At 68.2% G+C, this 16,160-nt stretch carries 13 protein-coding genes; 1 reads left to right on the plus strand and 12 read right to left on the minus strand.

Annotated elements, in window-relative coordinates; translation table 11 throughout:
• Positions 1-144: 144 nt before the first annotated feature.
• The 4 genes from NUM_RS32380 to NUM_RS32395 form a co-directional block, all read right to left on the minus strand.
• Positions 145-570 (minus strand): hypothetical protein, encoded by a 426-nt coding sequence (locus NUM_RS32380; protein WP_207128733.1) that lies wholly within the window; start codon positions 568-570, stop codon positions 145-147.
• Positions 567-1,460 (minus strand): N-acetyl-1-D-myo-inositol-2-amino-2-deoxy-alpha-D-glucopyranoside deacetylase, encoded by an 894-nt coding sequence (gene mshB / locus NUM_RS32385; protein WP_207128734.1) that lies wholly within the window; start codon positions 1,458-1,460, stop codon positions 567-569. Before mshB ends, NUM_RS32380 begins: the two co-directional genes overlap by 4 nt.
• 209 nt (positions 1,461-1,669) lie before the next feature.
• Positions 1,670-1,876: a DUF397 domain-containing protein gene (locus tag NUM_RS32390; RefSeq protein ID WP_207128799.1), complete on the minus strand. Its 207-nt coding sequence runs from the start codon at positions 1,874-1,876 to the stop codon at positions 1,670-1,672.
• 45 nt (positions 1,877-1,921) lie between these two features.
• Positions 1,922-2,773 (minus strand): helix-turn-helix domain-containing protein, encoded by an 852-nt coding sequence (locus NUM_RS32395; protein ID WP_207128735.1) that lies wholly within the window; start codon positions 2,771-2,773, stop codon positions 1,922-1,924.
• Positions 2,774-3,175: 402 nt separating this feature from the next.
• On the opposite strand from NUM_RS32395, the gene NUM_RS32400 reads away from it, so the two are divergent.
• Entirely contained in the window at positions 3,176-3,397 is a 222-nt protein-coding gene (locus NUM_RS32400; protein WP_207128736.1) for a hypothetical protein, read from the plus strand.
• Between the two features lie 127 nt (positions 3,398-3,524).
• Here NUM_RS32400 and NUM_RS32405 read toward each other — a convergent pair whose 3' ends face one another.
• From NUM_RS32405 to NUM_RS32440, 8 genes are all read right to left on the minus strand, one after another.
• The gene (locus NUM_RS32405) at positions 3,525-5,267 is read right to left on the minus strand and encodes an ABC transporter substrate-binding protein (protein WP_207128737.1); all 1,743 of its coding nucleotides are present in this window, start codon (positions 5,265-5,267) and stop codon (positions 3,525-3,527) included.
• Between the two features lie 119 nt (positions 5,268-5,386).
• Complete coding sequence (locus NUM_RS32410) at positions 5,387-7,117, minus strand: ABC transporter substrate-binding protein (protein ID WP_207128738.1); 1,731 nt, start codon at positions 7,115-7,117, stop codon at positions 5,387-5,389.
• A gap of 3 nt (positions 7,118-7,120) precedes the next feature.
• Complete coding sequence (locus NUM_RS32415; protein ID WP_207128739.1) at positions 7,121-8,866, minus strand: ABC transporter substrate-binding protein; 1,746 nt, start codon at positions 8,864-8,866, stop codon at positions 7,121-7,123.
• A gap of 241 nt (positions 8,867-9,107) precedes the next feature.
• On the minus strand, positions 9,108-10,841 hold the full coding sequence (locus NUM_RS32420; protein WP_207128740.1) for an ABC transporter substrate-binding protein: 1,734 nt from the start codon (positions 10,839-10,841) through the stop codon (positions 9,108-9,110).
• Between the two features lie 311 nt (positions 10,842-11,152).
• Positions 11,153-12,880, minus strand: coding sequence for an ABC transporter substrate-binding protein (locus tag NUM_RS32425; RefSeq protein ID WP_207128741.1), 1,728 nt, complete (start codon positions 12,878-12,880; stop codon positions 11,153-11,155).
• A 231-nt stretch (positions 12,881-13,111) separates the two neighbouring features.
• Positions 13,112-14,812, minus strand: a complete 1,701-nt coding sequence (locus tag NUM_RS32430) for an ABC transporter substrate-binding protein (RefSeq protein ID WP_207128742.1) — start codon at positions 14,810-14,812, stop codon at positions 13,112-13,114.
• 307 nt (positions 14,813-15,119) lie between these two features.
• A complete protein-coding gene (locus NUM_RS32435; protein ID WP_207128743.1) occupies positions 15,120-15,680 on the minus strand; it encodes a GTP-binding protein in 561 nt (186 codons plus the stop codon).
• A gap of 28 nt (positions 15,681-15,708) precedes the next feature.
• Positions 15,709-16,071, minus strand: coding sequence for a DUF742 domain-containing protein (locus NUM_RS32440; RefSeq protein ID WP_030449103.1), 363 nt, complete (start codon positions 16,069-16,071; stop codon positions 15,709-15,711).
• Positions 16,072-16,160 lie beyond the last annotated feature (89 nt).

A 16,160-nucleotide genomic window follows, 5' to 3' on the forward strand; every position in this document is an offset into this window, starting at 1 on the left:
CGGTCGACGCCGGCACCGGTACGGCCGGCTTCGAGGTCCAGTTCTTTCTGGCGCAGTCTCCTGGCGCGAATCCGGCCACAGAATGCCCAACCAACCTGTGTGCCGGCAAGGCCGGCACCGCAAACCCGGCGCAAAGCGGCGGGGTCACCGGCGGCGGGGTACGACGACCAGGTAGGCGCCGACCGCGACCGACGCGGCGCCGAGAAGCAGCAGCGCGAGCGGCACCCAGTCGCCGCCGACCAGTACGGTGTCGCCGGCCGCGGTCTGGCTGCTCAGCACGATCGTGAGCGCGAACCAGACCAGCCCGGGCAGCAGCGCGACGAACCGGTTGCCGGTCACCGCGTGCGCGAACCGCATCAGGGCGATGTTGCCGACGACCGCGAGCAGCAGGCAGATCGGCACCCGCACGCCGCCGAGCCGCAGCGGCACCAGGAACGCCTCCAGCAGGGTGGCGACGACCGCGCCCCACACCGCGACGAGGCCGCCGGCGATCCGCAGCGCCAGGTCGAACGGGCCGCCCGGCCGGGTCGCCGAACGTGCGGCGTCCGGCGGGTCGCGGCGGCTGGTCATGCGCGCAGCGTAGTCGTCCCGACCTCGGCTTCGGTCGCCGGCCCGTCCTCGGCGACGCCGGCGAACAGGTCGTCCTCCCAGCCGTCCGGCACGCCGCGGGCACCGACCGCGAGCCGGAAGTACTCGACGCCGAGCGCGCCACCGTCCGCGTCGGCGAGCGTGTTCAGCCAGTTGTCCGGCGGGATCTGGGTCGGGTACGCGCGGATCGCGGCGGACTTCGCGGCCGCGAACGCGGCACCGTCCACCCGGGCCGCGATCTCCTCGTCCGCGCACCCGAACGGCAGGTCCTCGACCGTACGGGCGTCCCCGAACGGGTTGTCCGCCCGCTCGGCGAACTCGGCCATCCGGTCGGCGAAGATGCTGCGCGGCACCGCCGTCCAGTAGATCTTCTGCACCTGCCAGTCGGGCGCGGCGAGCTCGGCGCCGCGCATCGCGACCCGGTGCGCCTGGATGTGGTCCGGGTGCCCGTAGAACCCGTTCGGGTCGTACGTGACGAGCACCTGCGGCCGGGTCTCGCGGATGACGTCGGCGACGAGCGCGGCGCCGGTGTCGACCTCGGCGCGCCAGAACGCGCGCGGGTGGTCGTTCGCCGGGGTGCCCATCATGCCGGAGTCGCGGAAGTGGCCGGCGCCGCCGAGGAACCGCGCGTCGGTCAGCCCCAGCGCCGCGGTGGCCGCCCGCCACTCGGCGATCCGGTACCCGCCGAGCTGGTCGGCCTGGTCGGCGGCGAGCTGCGCGAGCTCCGGTACGTGGATCTCGCCTTCCTCGCCGAGGGTGCAGGTGACGAGGGTGACCTGGGCGCCTTCCGAGACGTACCGGGCGATCGTGGCCCCGGTGCCGATCACCTCGTCGTCCGGATGGGCGTGCACCAGCAGCAGCCGACGGCTCATCGATGTTCCTCCCCGGTACCGGCGTGTGCGCCCAACATATCCCGGCCGCCTCCACGGTCCTGCGGGCACGGCAACGGTGTCCCGACCAGCACGGACCGGTGGCTCAGGCACCGGCGGGGCGGCCGCCACGGACCGGCGGGCACGGCAACGGTCGGCCGCTGCACCAACGGGTGGTGTCGCGGCCGACCGTCGTCAACCTGTCTCGGTGCTCAGCCGTCCAGGCGGCCGCCCTTGACCATCGCGGTGAAGGACGTCCAGTCGGTCGGCGCCACCGTCAAGGCAGGACCCTGCGGATCCTTGCTGTCTCGGATGGCGACAATTCCGGGCAGGTTCCGTGCCACCTCTACGCATGCACCCGAGCCGTTGCTCCGGGTACTCTTGCGCCAGAGGGCGCGGGTCAGGTCTGGCGAGGACATCATCCCGCGCTCCTTTCTCTTCAGTAGGGCAGGCCCCAGGTAGGTCTAGAGCCTGTTTATTGCCTCGGAGATCATCTCCTCGGATCGACGCACACCGACCGCTGTCGCACGCAAATGGTCGAACAGGGTCGTGTATTGCTCGACCTCGTCGATTTCCTCCAAGTAGAGGCTACCTGCTCTGGTCTCCAGATACACGCACGGAGTGTCACCAGCCTCCGGAAACCGGAGGATGAAGAACGCGGATCCCATGGAGCCGTGTTCGCCCGCCTCGAACGAAAGCACCTGAATGTCATTGCCCGGTTGCACCGCGACGTCAGCCAGCCGCTTGAGCTGGTTGCGCATCACGTCGCGGCTGCCGACGATGCGGTGCAGCACCGCCTCGTCCAGCACCACCCACAGCTTCGGTGGGTGTTCCAGCCGCTGCTCCTGCCGCTGAAGTCGCAGCTCAACGCGGCGTTCGATGCCTTCCGGGGTTTCGTCCGGGTGCTCCGCGCGGATCACCGCGCGGGCGTAGTCGGCGGTCTGTAGCAGGCCTGGTACGAGCTGCGGCTCGTACTCGCTGATGTGGCTGGCCTCCGATTCCAGCCCGACGTAGGTGTCGAACCAGCCGGGCAGCACGTCGTTCCAGCGCTGCCACCACCCCCGGGTACGGGCCTGCCGAGCGACGTCGGAGATCTGCTCGATGTCACTCTCCGCGACACCGTACAGCCGCATCAGTGCGGCGACGGTGGCGACCTGCGGCGTCGACTCGGCGTTCTCGATCCGGCTGATGGCCGACTTGCTCAGGCCGACCTGCCGGCCGGCCTCCTCCGCCGACATTCCGGTCCGGGCTCGCAGTCGACGCAGCTCGGCAGCGATGCGGCGGCGCTTGACGGTGGGGCTGGTCCTGGTCGACATGTGCACATGGTGCAACAAGACCGGTATCCGACGCCATGGCCGGGCCCCCCGATCGGACAACTGATCCTGCCGGCGACGCACAGCCAGTGCGACGAAACGCTCCGGGTCGAATTTCGGGAGTTGCGTATTGGGTTGTTAACGCGCACACTGTCCAGGACCGGCATCGCCATCTGAAACGTCCGGCTCGCCGGTCCGTCCAAGCCACGGGCGTCGTCGCCTCGCCAGACCAGGCGGCGACGCCCGTGATCGGCCGGCCGGGCTCGTCCGTACCGCGAGCCCGGCCCAAGAGGCTGATGGGGGCCTCATGATCGACTCGCTCGATGACGAGGCCCCCCGTCGACCTCTGACGAAGGAGGGGGCCACCGTGGCCGCCAGTCGTCAGCAGCATCGGGGTGACCGATCATGAGCGCCGTGTGCGGCGTGCTGCCACGTGCCGGCGAAACGGTCCTGATCGGCCCGTCCGCCGGTCCACACTTCAGCACCAACTACTGGTTCCGGGTCACCGGAGTGCGCTCGTCGTCCGAGAACGGCTGGGTCTATCTCGACGGCTTCGACCCGCTCGTCGGCGACGACACCGAGCGCAGCCTCTTCGTCCGGATAGAAGGCCTCGTCATCCGCCGCTGAGCGTCGGCGGACTCAGGACGACGCTGGCCGCGTTGTCGTCGGGCCCGAGTGGCTCCGCCACACGGGCCCTCCTCCGCCTTGCCAGCCCCGCCCTGAGCCTCGCCGGCGGCGAGGGATCGAACAAGGGTCACGATTTGACGTAGGCGTCGTAGTAGACGGGGGCGCCGACGAAGCCGCTCAGGAACACGCCGCCGACCTTGTCGCCGACCAGGGTCAGGCTCTTCTTGTAGTCGATCGGTACGACCGGCGCGTACGCCTTCATGATGTGCTCGTCCAGCTTGGCCCAGCCGGCCGCCGCGACGTTGGCGTCCTGGTTGGACAGCGTCGCGATCCGGTCGTTGACGTCCTTCTCGTTGAGCCAGGTCCAGCTGCCGTTGACGTCCATCGCGCGGCCGTCGAACAGCTGCGGGATGATCGTGTACCCGCTGGGCCAGTCCGAGCCCCAGGCGGTGACGAAGATGTCGAAGCCGGCGTCGCGCTTGCCGACCGTCGCGTAGTACGACGACTTGTCGACCGGCCGCAGCACCACCGTGAAGCCGGCCTTCTGCAGCGCGTCCTGCACCACGGTGGCCTGCTTCTGGCCCTCCTCGGTGTTGGTGAACGCGTACACCAGCTTGGGGTGCTTGCCGCCGAGCAGCTTCTTCGCCTTCTCCGCATTGCCGGACGGGCCGGCCGGGTACGCGTCGTACCGGTGGTACCCGGCGGTCAGCGGCGACTCGATCGTGGTCGCCGGCTCCCCCGCCGCGGACCCGCCGGCGACCTGCAGGAACCCGCGCCGGTTGAACGCGTACTCGATGGCCTGCCGCTCGGCCAGGCTGGTGACCCGCTCGGTGTTGATGTTCAGGTACTCCACGTACGGCGTGAAGCCGGCCAGCGTGCGGCTGCGCGCCGTGCTGTCCCGCTGCACCACCGGGACCAGCTCGGCCGGCACCGCGGACCGGCTGACGGTCGCGGCGTCGTCCCCGTGCGAGGTGAGCACCCGGTGCGTCTGCTGGTCGGCGGTGGCGCCGATGCGGGTGACGATCCGGTCCGGGTAGTCGTGCCGGAGCGGATCGGTACGCGGATCCCAGTACTTGTTGCGCACCAGGTCGAGCTCGGTGCCCCGGGTGTACTTGCCGATCTTGTACGGCCCGGACGAGAACGGGTGGGTGTCCAGCGCGAGCGGCTTGCGGTCCTGCGCCGCCGGCACCGGTGCGGTGGTGCCCCACGCGGCGGCGAACGGCAGGTCGCAGGCCGGCTTCGGGAACTGGAAGGTCAGCTGCCGGTCGCCCTGCACTGTCACGCCCGGCGGCAGCTTCGCACCCCCGTCGTACGGCCCCTTGTACTTGGCGTTGTAGTCGACCGAGCCCGCCAGCCACTGCTGGATGTAGTGCGGGCCGTGGTTGATGTCCGGGGAGAACGACCGGGCCACCCCGTACGCCACGTCGGCGGCGGTGATGGTCGACCCGTCCTCGTACTTCAGGCCGGACTTGAGGGTGAACCGCCAGGTGCGGCAGTCGTGGTGCACGTCGACGCCGGGGCTGGTGGCGAGGTCGCCGATCAGCGTCAGCTTGCCGGACGAGTCCTCCCGGAACGTGGTCAGCGACCGGGACAGCAGCTGCGACACCGACTCCGCGTCGGAGATGTAGACGTTCTGCGGGTCGAGGTGCTCGAAGTCCTGCTCCTGCAGCGCGTAGAGGGTGCCGCCGCGCACCGCGCCGGGCACCGGCTCGGCCGGGCCGGCGGAGTGTGCCGGGTTCGTGTCGACGGCGCTGGTCTGCACGGCGTGCCTGGTCTTGTCGGCCGGCTTGTCGCCGGTGTTCTTGCTGCAACCCGCGGCCGCGCCGACGCACAGCACCGCGGCTGCCGACGCAATGACGACCCGACGCACCTGGTCAACCCCCTCGAAAGCGCTTTCCTGGGGAAACGTATCGAGACATGGTCACAAATCGGCATCAACGAGTTGTGATGTCAGCTGGTGGGAACCGCGGCCGTCAGCCGGGCCAGAAATCAGCCCTCGACGTCAGCCGAGCCAGGAGTCGTAGAACAGCGGGCTGCCGGCGGTACCGCTCTGGAACACGCCGTGCACCCGGCTGGGGCGAGCGACAGGTTCTTCATGTACACCAGCGGCACGCACGGCGCGTACCGGCGCATGATGTCGCGGTCCAGCGCGGCCCAGTCGCCGGCCGCCTGCGCGGTGGGCTCGGCGCTCACCGCGCGCAGCCGGTCGGTCAGCGCCGGCACCGACAGCAGCGACCAGTCGTTGCCGTTCGACCGGATCCCGGTGCCGTCGAACAGCGGCGGCAGGACGGTCGTACCGGTCGGCCAGTCCGCACCCCAGGACACCGGGTACAGGTCGTAGCGGTTGTCCGGCTGGGCGATCGCGCTGTAGAAGGTCGCCGCGTCCAGGGCGGTCGCCGCGACCCGGAAGCCGGCCCGGCGCAGCGACGCCACCAGCGGTTTCGCCGCCGCCCGGTCCTTCGAGGTGTCCGGATAGGCGTACCGCAGGGTCGGGTGCCGGCCGCCGAGCAACTGGCGCGCCCGGGCCGGTGCGCCACCGTGGCCGGGCGTCGGGTAGGCGTCGTAGCGGTCGAAGCCGAGCACCGTCGGGGACAGCAGCGTCGACGCCACCTCGCCGTGCGACGGGCCGCCGATCGCGTCGAGGTACCCGGCCTTGTCGATCGCGTAGTTGATCGCGCGCCGCTCGGCGACGCCGGTGACCCGCCGCGTGTTGATCATCAGGTACGTCACGAACGGCCAGAAGCCGACCACCTCGCGGGACCGCAGCGACCGCTCGGCGAGCACCGCGTCGACGCGTTCCGGTGGTACGCCGTCGATCGACACCGCGTACCGGTCGGCGCCGTGGTCGGCGATCAGCCGGTCGGTCTGCTGCCGCGGGTCGGCGCCGATGCGCACCACGATCCGGTCCGGGTAGTCGTGCCGGACCGGGTCGGTGCGCGGATCCCAGTACCGGTTGCGCACCAGCGTGAGCTGCACCCCCCGCTGGTACCTCGACACCCGGTACGGGCCCGTCGCCGGCGGCGCGGTGTCGTACCGGTCGGCGTGCGCGAGCCCCGGGTCGGTACGGGCCGGGATCGGTGCGGTGGTGCCGAGCGACGCCGCGTACCCGAAGTCCGGATGCGGCGCGGCGAGGTGGAAGGTGATGGTCCGGCCGGACACGGTGACGCCGGGCGGCGTCTTCGCACCCCCGCCGTACGGCCCCCGGTAGGCCTCGTTGTAGTCGGCGGTGCCGGTCAGCCACTGCTGGAGGTAGTTCGGGCCGTCGGCGAGGTTCGGCGAGAACGACCGAGCCACCCCGTACGCCACGTCGGCGGCGGTCACCGCGGAGCCGTCCGCGTACCGCAGTCCGTCGCGCAGCGTGTAGCGCCAGGTCCGGCCGTCGTGGTGCACGTCGGTACCGGCGTCGGTGGCGAGGTCACCGACCAGTACCTGCCGGCCGGTGCGCGGGTCGTTCTTGAGCATCGTCAGGGTGCGCACCATCAGCTGGTCGACCGCGTTCGCGTGCGTCACGTACTGGCGCTGCGGGTCCAGGTGGACGAAGTCGGCCTCCTGCAGGATCGTCAGGGTGCCGCCGCGCTTCGCACCCGGTACCGGCTCGGCCGGGCCGGACAGGGTGGGGCGCACCCGGTCGGGCCGGTGGCCGGTACCGGTGCAGCCGGTGGCGGCGACGAGCACTGCCATGCCCGCCGCCGCCCACCGCGGCACCTGATGCGCGGCCATGCCCTACTGCGTCACCCAGGCGTCGTAGTACCGGGGTGCGCCGCCCTGCAGGATGCCGTGCACCCGACTGCCGTACAGCGAGAGGTTCTTCTCGTAGTACAGCGGCACCAGCGGCGCGTAGTCGGTCATGATCTGCCGGTCCAGCTTCATCCAGTCGGCGGCACCCTGCGCCGCCGGCTCCTTCGAGATCGCCGCGATCCGGTCGTTGATCGGCTTCGCGTCCAGGTAGGTACGGGAGTTGTTGCCGGAGGCGGCGATCGCGGTGCCGTCGAACAGCGGCGGGATGATCGTCGAGCCGCTCGGCCAGTCGGACGCCCACGCCGACACGTAGATGTCGTACGGGTTGTCGCGCCGGCCCAGGATCGTCAGGTAGTTGTCCTGGTCGGCCGGCTTGAGCACGATCCGGAAGCCGGCCCGGGTCAGGCTCTGCTGCACCTTGGTCGCCTCCTTCTGGCCGATGGCGGTGTTCGGGAACGCCAGTACCAGCTTCGGTTTCGCGCCCTTGAGCAGCTTCTTGGCCTTCGCCACGTCGCCGTGGTTGCCCGGCGTCGGGTACGCGTCGTACTTCCGGTAGCCGATCGTGGTCGGCGACTGGATCGTCGAGGCCACGTCACCGACCGGGCTGCCGCCCTCGGCCTGCAGGAACCCCGCCTTGTCCATCGCGTAGTTGATGGCGCGGCGCTCGTCGACGTCGGTGATCCGGCGGGTGTTGATGTCCAGGTACCGGACGTAGTCGAGGTAGCCGGCGAGCTCCCGCTTGGCGAGGCTCTTGTCCCCCAGCACCTTGCTGATCAGCTCCGGCGCGACGGCGCCGACCTGCACCGCGTACCGGTCGTTGCCGTTGTCGGCGAGCAACCGGTTGGTGATCTCGACCGGCGACGGGCCCATCTCGACGACGAACCGGTCGACGTAGTCGTGCCGCACCGGATCGGTCCGCGGATCCCAGTACTTGTTGCGCACCAGCACCAGCTGGTGCTCCCGCTGGTACGACTCGATCTTGTACGGGCCGGACGAGAACGGGTGGTCGGCCAGCGCGTGCGGCCCCTTGTCCCGCGCGGGCGGCAGCGGCGTGGTGGTCCCCATCGAGGCGGCGAACGGGAAGTCCGGCTCGGCCTGCCGCAGGTGGAACGTGATCGTGCGGCCGGACACCGTCACCCCGGGCGGCATCTTCGCGCCCCCGTCGTACGGGCCCTGGTAGGTCTTGTTGTAGTCGGTGCGGCCGGTCAGCCACTGCTGGATGTAGTGCGGACCCTCGGCGACCTGCGGCGAGAAGGACCGGGCCACCCCGTACGCGACATCGGACGCGGTGATGGCCGTCCCGTCCTCGTACTTGAGGCCCTTCTTCAGGGTGTACCGCCAGGTCTTGCCGTCGTGGTCGACGTCGGTACCGGTGTCGGTGGCGAGGTCGCCGACCAGCAGGTCCTTGCCGGTCTCCGGGTCCTTGCGGAACATCGTCAGCGTCCGGGTGAACAGCTGCCCCACCGCGATCGACGCGTTGACGTAGATCTGCTGCGGGTCGAGCGTCTCGTAGTCGGTCTGCTGGATGGAGTAGAGCGTGCCGCCGCGCACCGCGCCCGGCATCGGCTTCGCCGGCCCCTGCGAGTCGGCCGGATCGGTGGAGATCGAACCGGCGTCCTGCCGGATCGCCGGCCCCTTCGTGTGTTCGCCGGTGTTCTTGCTGCACGCGCCGGCGAACCCGGCGACGAGCAGCGCCGCACACGCGACTGCGACGATGCGACGTTGGCGCATGGTGCCTCCTGACAACCGACCTGCTGACGTTCGACCTGCTGACGTTCGACTCGCGGACAACCGACCTGCTCAGAATCGTTCCGCGACGTTAACTGAACAGCGGAACGTGATCGCGAACGGTACGCCGGTGGTCCAGCCAGCGGTCCGAACCCGTACAGGCCGATGGCCGGGCCCGCGCGAAGCGGACCCGGCCACCGGAGTGATCGCACGTCTCACGACGCGGATCGGGGTCGGAACGACGTCACTTGGCGAACACGCCGGTCAGCTCGGGCCAGCCGCTGGAGTTACCCAGCACGCAGCCGCCCACCTTGCTCCCGACCAGGGTGTACTCCTTGTCGTAGTAGAACGGCACGACCGGCGCGTACTTCGTCATGATCTCCTTGTCCAGCTTCGCCCACTCGGCGGCGGCCTTCTCCGGAGGAAGATCGTTGATCCGGTCGATCTCCTTGTTCACGTCGGCGTTGTTGAAGTACGCCCAGTTGTTGTTGCCCTGCGGCTGGATCGTCCGGCCGTCGAACAGCGGCGGGATGATCGTCGAGCCGGACGGCCAGTCCGAGCCCCAGCCCGGCTTGTACAGGTCGTACTTGTTGTGGTCGCGACCGATCTCGGTGTAGAAGCTCGCCTTGTCGATCGGCTTCAGCACGATCTGGAAGCCGGCCTGCTCGAGGCTGCTCTTGATGTTCGTCGCGTACTTCTGGCCGGTCTCGGTGTTGGCGTAGGCGTACACCAGCTTCGGGTGCTTGCCGTTCAGCAGCTTCTTCGCCTTGTCCACGTTGTACGGGTAGGCGTTGTACTTCTGGTAGCCGGTGGTGGTCGGCGACTCCAGGGTGCCGGCCTCCTCGGCGATGTTCGGGCCACCGATGGCCTGGATGTAGGACTTCTTGTTCAGCGCGTAGTTGAGCGCCTTGCGAACGTTGAGGTCCTTGACCCGCTCGGTGTTGATCGCCAGGAACCACACGTACTGCGTGTAGCCCTTGAGCACCCGGCTCTGCAGCGACTGGTCGGTCGACACCTTCTTCACCAGCGTCGGGTCGACGTTGCCCTGCATGATGCCGTACTTGTCGTCACCGTTGTCGGAGATCATCCGGTTGGTCTGGTCGGTCGAGCCGACGCCCATGGTGACCACGAACTTGTCCGGGTAGTCGTGCCGGATCGGGTCCGTGTTCGCGTCCCAGTACTTGTTCCGGGTCAGCACGATCTTGCTGTCCCGGTTGTAGGTGTCGAACTGGTACGGCCCGGACGAGAACGGCCGGCTGTCGAGCTTGGTCTTGGTGTCCTTCGACTTCGGCAGCGGTGCCGTGGTGCCCCACGAGGCCGCGTACGGCATGTCGCAGTGCGCCTTGTTGAACTTGAAGGTGATCTTGTTGCCGTCGACGCTCACACCCGGCGGAACGGCCGCGCCACCGTCGTAGGGGCCCTTGTACTTCTTGTTGTAGTCGATCGAGTCCGCCAGCCACTGCTGGATGTAGTGCGGACCGTCGGCCAGGTTCGGCGAGAACGAACGGGCCACGCCGTACGCCACGTCGGCGGCGGTGATCGGCGAACCGTCCTGGTACTTCAGCCCGTCCTTGAGGGTGAACTGCCACGAGGTGCACTTGCCACCGGAGGTGTCCTTGCCGGTGTCGGTGGCGAGGTCACCGACCAGCGTGGACTTGCCGGTCTTCGGGTCGTCGACGTACCCGGTCAGCTGCCGGCTGAACAGCTTCGCGAACACCTGCGCGTTGTTCACGTAGATGCGCTGGGGGTCGAGGTGCTCGAAGTCGGCGTCCTGAATCAGGGTGATGGTGCCACCCTTCTTCGCGCCGGCAACCGGCTTCGCCGGCCCCTTCGAGTCCGCGGCCGTGCCGATGCCGCCCTGCTGCGCCTTGACCTCGTCGTTCGAACCGCCCGTGGAGCCTGTGTTCTTGCTGCAGGCTCCGAGGGCAGCGACGACGGCGAGAGCGCCGGCGGCGGCGATAGCCACCCGTGGTCGCATTCTTCCTCCTCCTTCTACCGCCGCCGGTCGGCGCGCGGGGGGACTGGACGCGGTGGGGCGCGTGCCAGCAATGAGAGCAAGTTAATGGACTTGACACGGGCAGCCATCACGGCCGGCTAACGATTGCGTTCCCAGTCGAACCCGTCGCCGGGAGAAGATGACGGAATGCATTCGGACGACTGCACTGCGCCAAAACGCCCGGTGACGGTCGCAGGTTCGTCCAGACACGTCCGGGCCGGACCCGCATTGCGCGAGTCCGGCCCGGTTCGTCGTGCTCGGGAGTGGCTCCCGATGCCGTGTGACCCCGTCGCCTACTTGGCGTAGGCGCTGGTGTACTCCGGCCAGCCGCTGGACAGACCCAGGTCCACACCGCCGACCTTGTTACCGACCAGCGTGTATTCCTTCTGGTAGTAGAACGGCACGACCGGCGCGTACTTCGTCATGATCTCCTTGTCCAGGTTGGCCCATTCCGGGGCCGCCTTGTCCGGAGCCATCAGGTTGATCTCGTCGATGCGCTTGTTGATGTCATCGGCGTTGAAGTACGAGTAGTCGTTGTTGCCCTGCGGAATGATCGTCCGGCCGTCGAACACCGGCGGGATGATCGTCGAACCGCTCGGCCAGTCCGAACCCCAACCGGCCAGGTAGAGGTCGTACTGGTTGTTCTTGCGACCGATCTCGGTGTAGTAGCTCGCGCCGTCGATCGGCTTGAGCACGATCTTGAAACCGACCTTCTCCAGGCTGTTCTTCACGATCGGCGCGTACTTCTGCCCGTTGGCGGTGTTGGTGTACGCGTACACCAGCTTCGGGTGCTTGCCGTTGAGCAGCTGCTTGGCCTTCGCCGGGTCGTACGGGTAGGCGTCGTACTTCTTGAAGCCCGACGTGGTCGGCGATTCCAAGGTGGTCGCCGGGTCGGCCTTCGCGCTGCCGCCGAGTGCCTGGATGTAGGACTTCTTGTCCAGGCCGTAGTTCAGCGCCTTGCGGATGTTGAGGTCCTTGATCCGCTGGTTGTTGATCGCCAGGTACCAGGTGAACTGGGTGTAACCGGCGCGGACCTGCGGCTTCAGCGAGGCGTCGCCCTGCACCTTCTTGATCAGCGTCGAGTCGACACCGCCGGACGCCTGCATGATGCCGTAGGCGTCGTTGCCGTTGGACGCGATCATCCGGTTGGTCTGCTGAACGGCGTCCGGCCCCATGTCGACCTCGAAGTGGTCCGGGTAGTTGTGCCGCAGCGGGTCGGTGTTCGGGTCCCAGTACTTGTTCCGGCTCAGCACGATCTTGCTGTCCCGGTTGTACGTGTCGATCTTGTACGGGCCGGACGAGACCGGGTGCAGGTCGTACTTGGTCTTGGTGTCCTTCGCCTTCGGCACCGGGGCCGTGGTGCCCCAGGACGCCGCGTACGGCATGTCGCAGTGCGGCTTCTTGAAGTCGAAGGTGATCTTCTGGCCGGAGACCTTGACCCCCGGCGGCAGGTCCGAGCCGCCGTTGTAGGGGCCCTTGTAGGTCTTGTTGTAGGTGATGTCGTCGGCCAGCCACTGCTGGATGTAGTGCGGGCCGTCGGCCAGGTCCGGCGAGAACGACCGCGCCACGCCGTAGGCGACGTCCTTCGCGGTGATCGGCGTGCCGTCCTCGTACTTCAGCCCGTCCTTGAGGGTGAACTGCCACGAGGTGCACTTGCCGTTGGAGATGTCCTTGCCCGGGTCGGTGGCGAGGTCGCCGACCAGGGTGGACTTGTTGGTCTTCGGGTCGTCGACGAACGCGGTCAGCTGCCGCTGGATGAGCCGGCCGAAGACCTGGGCGTTGTTGACGTAGACGCGAGCCGGGTCCAGGTGCTCGAAGTCCTTCTCCTGGATCAGGTAGATCGTGCCGCCCTTCTTCGCACCGGCAACCGCCGGCGCAGGGCCCTTCGAGTCGGCTGCCGTGCCGATGCCGCCGGACTGCTTCTTGGCCTGGTCGCCCGGGCCGTTGCTCTCGCCCGTGTTCTTGCTGCAGGCTCCGAGCGCAGCGACGACAGCGACGGCGCCGAGGGCAGCCACAGCCATCCGTGGTCGCATGTCTTCCCCTCCTCATCACACCGCGGCCGGACGGCGCACGGTAGGGCCGGACCGCCGGCACCCGCCTGTGAAATTAGTGGACCCACGGCCCGAACCCGTCACGGCCGGCTAACGATTGAGCGGCCATCACGGCACTTCGGGGCAGCAGAAACGGGGGCCGGACCAGTACGATCCGACCCCCGCTTTAAGAAACCCTTATTTCCGCGATCTGCAACCGAATTACTTGCCGTTCTTCAGGTACGCATTGAAATATACCGGCCAGCCGGTGCTCTGTCCGATCTTCATGTTGCCGACGTTCGTTCCGTACAGTTGGTAGGCCTTGTCGTACCAAACCGGCACAACCGGCGCGTACTTGGTCATGATCTCTTTGTCGAGCTTCGCCCAGCCCGGTGCCGCCTCGGTGGCGGTCTGCTTGCTGAGCTTGTCGATCTGCGCGTTCACCGAGTCGTTGTTGAAGTACGGGTACGTCGAGTTGCCCTGGGCCTGGATGTTCCGGCCGTCGAACACCGGCGGAATGATCGTCGAACCGCTCGGCCAGTCCGAACCCCAGCCCGCGAAGTACAGGTCGTACTTGTTGTCCTTACGCCCGATCTCGGTGTAGTAGCTGGCCGCGTCGATCGGCTTCAGCACGACCTTGAAACCGATCTTCTGCAGCGTGCTCTGCACGTTGGTGGCGCGCTTCTGCCACTGCGCCGTGTTCGCGAACGCGAACACCAACTGCGGGTGCTTGCTGCCGAGCAGCTTCTTCGCCTTGTCCACGTTGTACGGGTAGGCGTCGTACTTCTGGAAGCCGATCGTGGTCGGCGACAGCAGCGTCGTCGCCGGGTCCCCGGCCGTACTGCCGCCGAGCGTCTGGATGAACGAGCGCCGGTCGAAGCCGTAGTTCAGCGCCTGGCGTTCCTTCAGATCGGTGATCCGCTGGTTGTTGATCGCCATGTACCAGACGAACTGGGTGTAGCCCGCGGCCACCCGGCTCTTCACCGCCGGGTCGCCCTGCACCGTCGGGATCAGCGCCGGCGGCACGTTCGCGCCCATCACCGCGTTCGCGCTCTTGCCCTGGCTCGCCTTGATCGAGTTCGCCTGCTGGTCCGCGTTCTGCCCGATGTCGGTCTCGAACGTGTCGAAGTACGCGTGCCGGACCGCGTCCGTCTTGGCGTCCCAGTACTTGTTGCGGACCAGCACCAGCTTGCTGTCCCGGGTGTAGCTCTGCACCTTGTACGGCCCGGACGAGAACGGGTGCAGGTCCAGCTTGGTGCGGGTGTCCTTCGCCTTCGGCAGCGGCGTCGTGGTCCCCCACGAGGCGGCGAACGGCATGTCGCAGTGCGGCTGCTTGAAGTTGAAGGTGATCTTGTTGCCGTCGACCTTGACCCCCGGCGGGATCGCGGCGCCGCCGTTGTACGGGCCCTTGTAGGTCTTGTTGTAACTGACGTCGTTGGCCAGCCACTGCTGGATGTAGTGCGGGCCCTCGGCCAGGTCCGGCGAGAACGACCGCGCGACCCCGTACGCCACGTCCGCGGCGGTGATCGGCGACCCGTCCTCGTACTTCAGGCCCTTCTTGAGGGTGAACTCCCACGCGGTGCACTTGGTACCGGTGGACACGTCCTTGCCCGGCGTCGTGGCCAGGTCACCGACGAGCTTCAGCTTCCCGTTGCCCTCGTCCTTGAACATCGTCAGGGTCCGGGCGAACAGGTTGATCACGGCGGTCGCGTTGTTCACGTAGGCCCGGGTCGGGTCCAGGTGATCGAAGTCCGCCTCCGCGTACTGATAGAGCGTGCCGCCGGTCTTCGCGCCGCTGATCGCCTTCGCCGGCCCCTGCGAGTCGGCCGGGTCGCTCGCGATCGAGCCGCTCTGCGTCGAGCCCTGACCGCCACCACCCTCGTTCGACCCGGTGTTCTTGCTGCAGGCACCGACCGTCGCCAACAGTGCGACGGCGCCTACGGCGGCAACTGCCAGCCGTGGTCGCATTCGTCTCCCCCCTCATCTCCAGGCCGCACACCGTTCGAGACGGGTACGACCGGGCGGTCGAGCATGCCGGAACGGACACTCGACCCCTGCCTGGACGGAGTTTAGGCGGGTGACGTAACTCACCGTCACGCATTGGGAATTCTGAGTTCTGGCCCACTGGCCCCACCACCCCCGAACGGGGGTCGATCGTGACGGTGTACGCGCAGACACGAAACCCCGCCCGGCCGGAGCCGAGCGGGGTTTCGAGCAGAACGCGGCCGCGCTACCGGGACGGCGCCACCGCACCGCGCCGCATCTTCAACACGTACTCCACCAGCGTGATCAGCACCTGCTTGGTGGATTCCCTACTGCGTGCGTCGCACGGGATCACCGGCACCTGCGCACCCACCGCAAGCGCCTCCCGGACGTCCTCCAGCTGGTGCAGCTGCACGCCGTCGAAGCAGTTCACCGCAACCAGGTACGGCAGGCCACGGTGCTCGAAGAAGTCGACCGCGGCGAAGCAGTCGGCCAGTCGTCGCGTGTCCACCAGTACGATCGCGCCGATCGCGCCGCGCACCAGCTCGTCCCACATGAACCAGAACCGGGTCTGCCCGGGGGTACCGAACAGATAGAGGATCAGGTCCTGGTCGATCGTGATACGGCCGAAGTCCATCGCGACCGTCGTCGTGCTCTTGCCCGGCACTCCGGCAAGGTCGTCGACGGACGCGCTGGCCGAGGTCATGATGGCCTCGGTGGTCAGCGGCGTGATCTCCGAGACGGATCCGACCAGTGTGGTCTTTCCGACGCCGAAGCCACCGGCGATAACGATCTTGGACGAGGTCACCCGCCCGCTCGGCCGGCGGTAGCCCTCGTCAGAGCCTCCGAAGCCCACTCAGCACCCTCTCCAGCAGTTCCGTGCCCACGGCGTCGTCCCCGACCGCGGTCGGTTCGTACACGGCGACGAGCCCGTCCGCGGCCATGTCCGCGACCAGCACCCGAGCCACTCCCAAGGGCATCTGCATACGTGCGGCGATCTCGGCGAGCGACTGCACCCGCAGGGCGCACAGCCCCGCGATCAGCTGTTGCTCCCGCCCACCGACCACGCTGGCGTCACGACCTCTTGCGGTCGTCTCCACCAGCGCCTCGATCGCGATCTCCACCCGGGGCCGGGTCCGGCCACGGGTCACGGCGTAGGGGCGAACCAGCGCGTTGCTCGGCTCATCAGGGTCATTCATCATGCCCCACACCCCGATCCAGGATGGTCCCGACTCGATGCGCGGAACCGGCGTACCACGCCGCCGCGCACCGAGCCGTCAGCCCGAGG

Origin of the sequence: Actinocatenispora comari (genome assembly GCF_017312725.1) — a bacterium.
Taxonomy (GTDB): Bacteria; Actinomycetota; Actinomycetes; order Mycobacteriales; family Micromonosporaceae; genus Actinocatenispora; species Actinocatenispora comari.

Coding starts and splice junctions, on each gene's coding strand:
- NUM_RS32380 (WP_207128733.1), bottom strand. CDS start 570: ATGACCAGCCGCCGCGACCCGCCGGACGCCGCACGTTCGGCGACCCGG.
- mshB (WP_207128734.1), bottom strand. CDS start 1,460: ATGAGCCGTCGGCTGCTGCTGGTGCACGCCCATCCGGACGACGAGGTG.
- NUM_RS32390 (WP_207128799.1), bottom strand. CDS start 1,876: ATGTCCTCGCCAGACCTGACCCGCGCCCTCTGGCGCAAGAGTACCCGG.
- NUM_RS32395 (WP_207128735.1), bottom strand. CDS start 2,773: ATGTCGACCAGGACCAGCCCCACCGTCAAGCGCCGCCGCATCGCTGCC.
- NUM_RS32400 (WP_207128736.1), top strand. CDS start 3,176: ATGAGCGCCGTGTGCGGCGTGCTGCCACGTGCCGGCGAAACGGTCCTG.
- NUM_RS32410 (WP_207128738.1), bottom strand. CDS start 7,117: ATGGCCGCGCATCAGGTGCCGCGGTGGGCGGCGGCGGGCATGGCAGTG.
- NUM_RS32415 (WP_207128739.1), bottom strand. CDS start 8,866: ATGCGCCAACGTCGCATCGTCGCAGTCGCGTGTGCGGCGCTGCTCGTC.
- NUM_RS32420 (WP_207128740.1), bottom strand. CDS start 10,841: ATGCGACCACGGGTGGCTATCGCCGCCGCCGGCGCTCTCGCCGTCGTC.
- NUM_RS32425 (WP_207128741.1), bottom strand. CDS start 12,880: ATGGCTGTGGCTGCCCTCGGCGCCGTCGCTGTCGTCGCTGCGCTCGGA.
- NUM_RS32440 (WP_030449103.1), bottom strand. CDS start 16,071: ATGAATGACCCTGATGAGCCGAGCAACGCGCTGGTTCGCCCCTACGCC.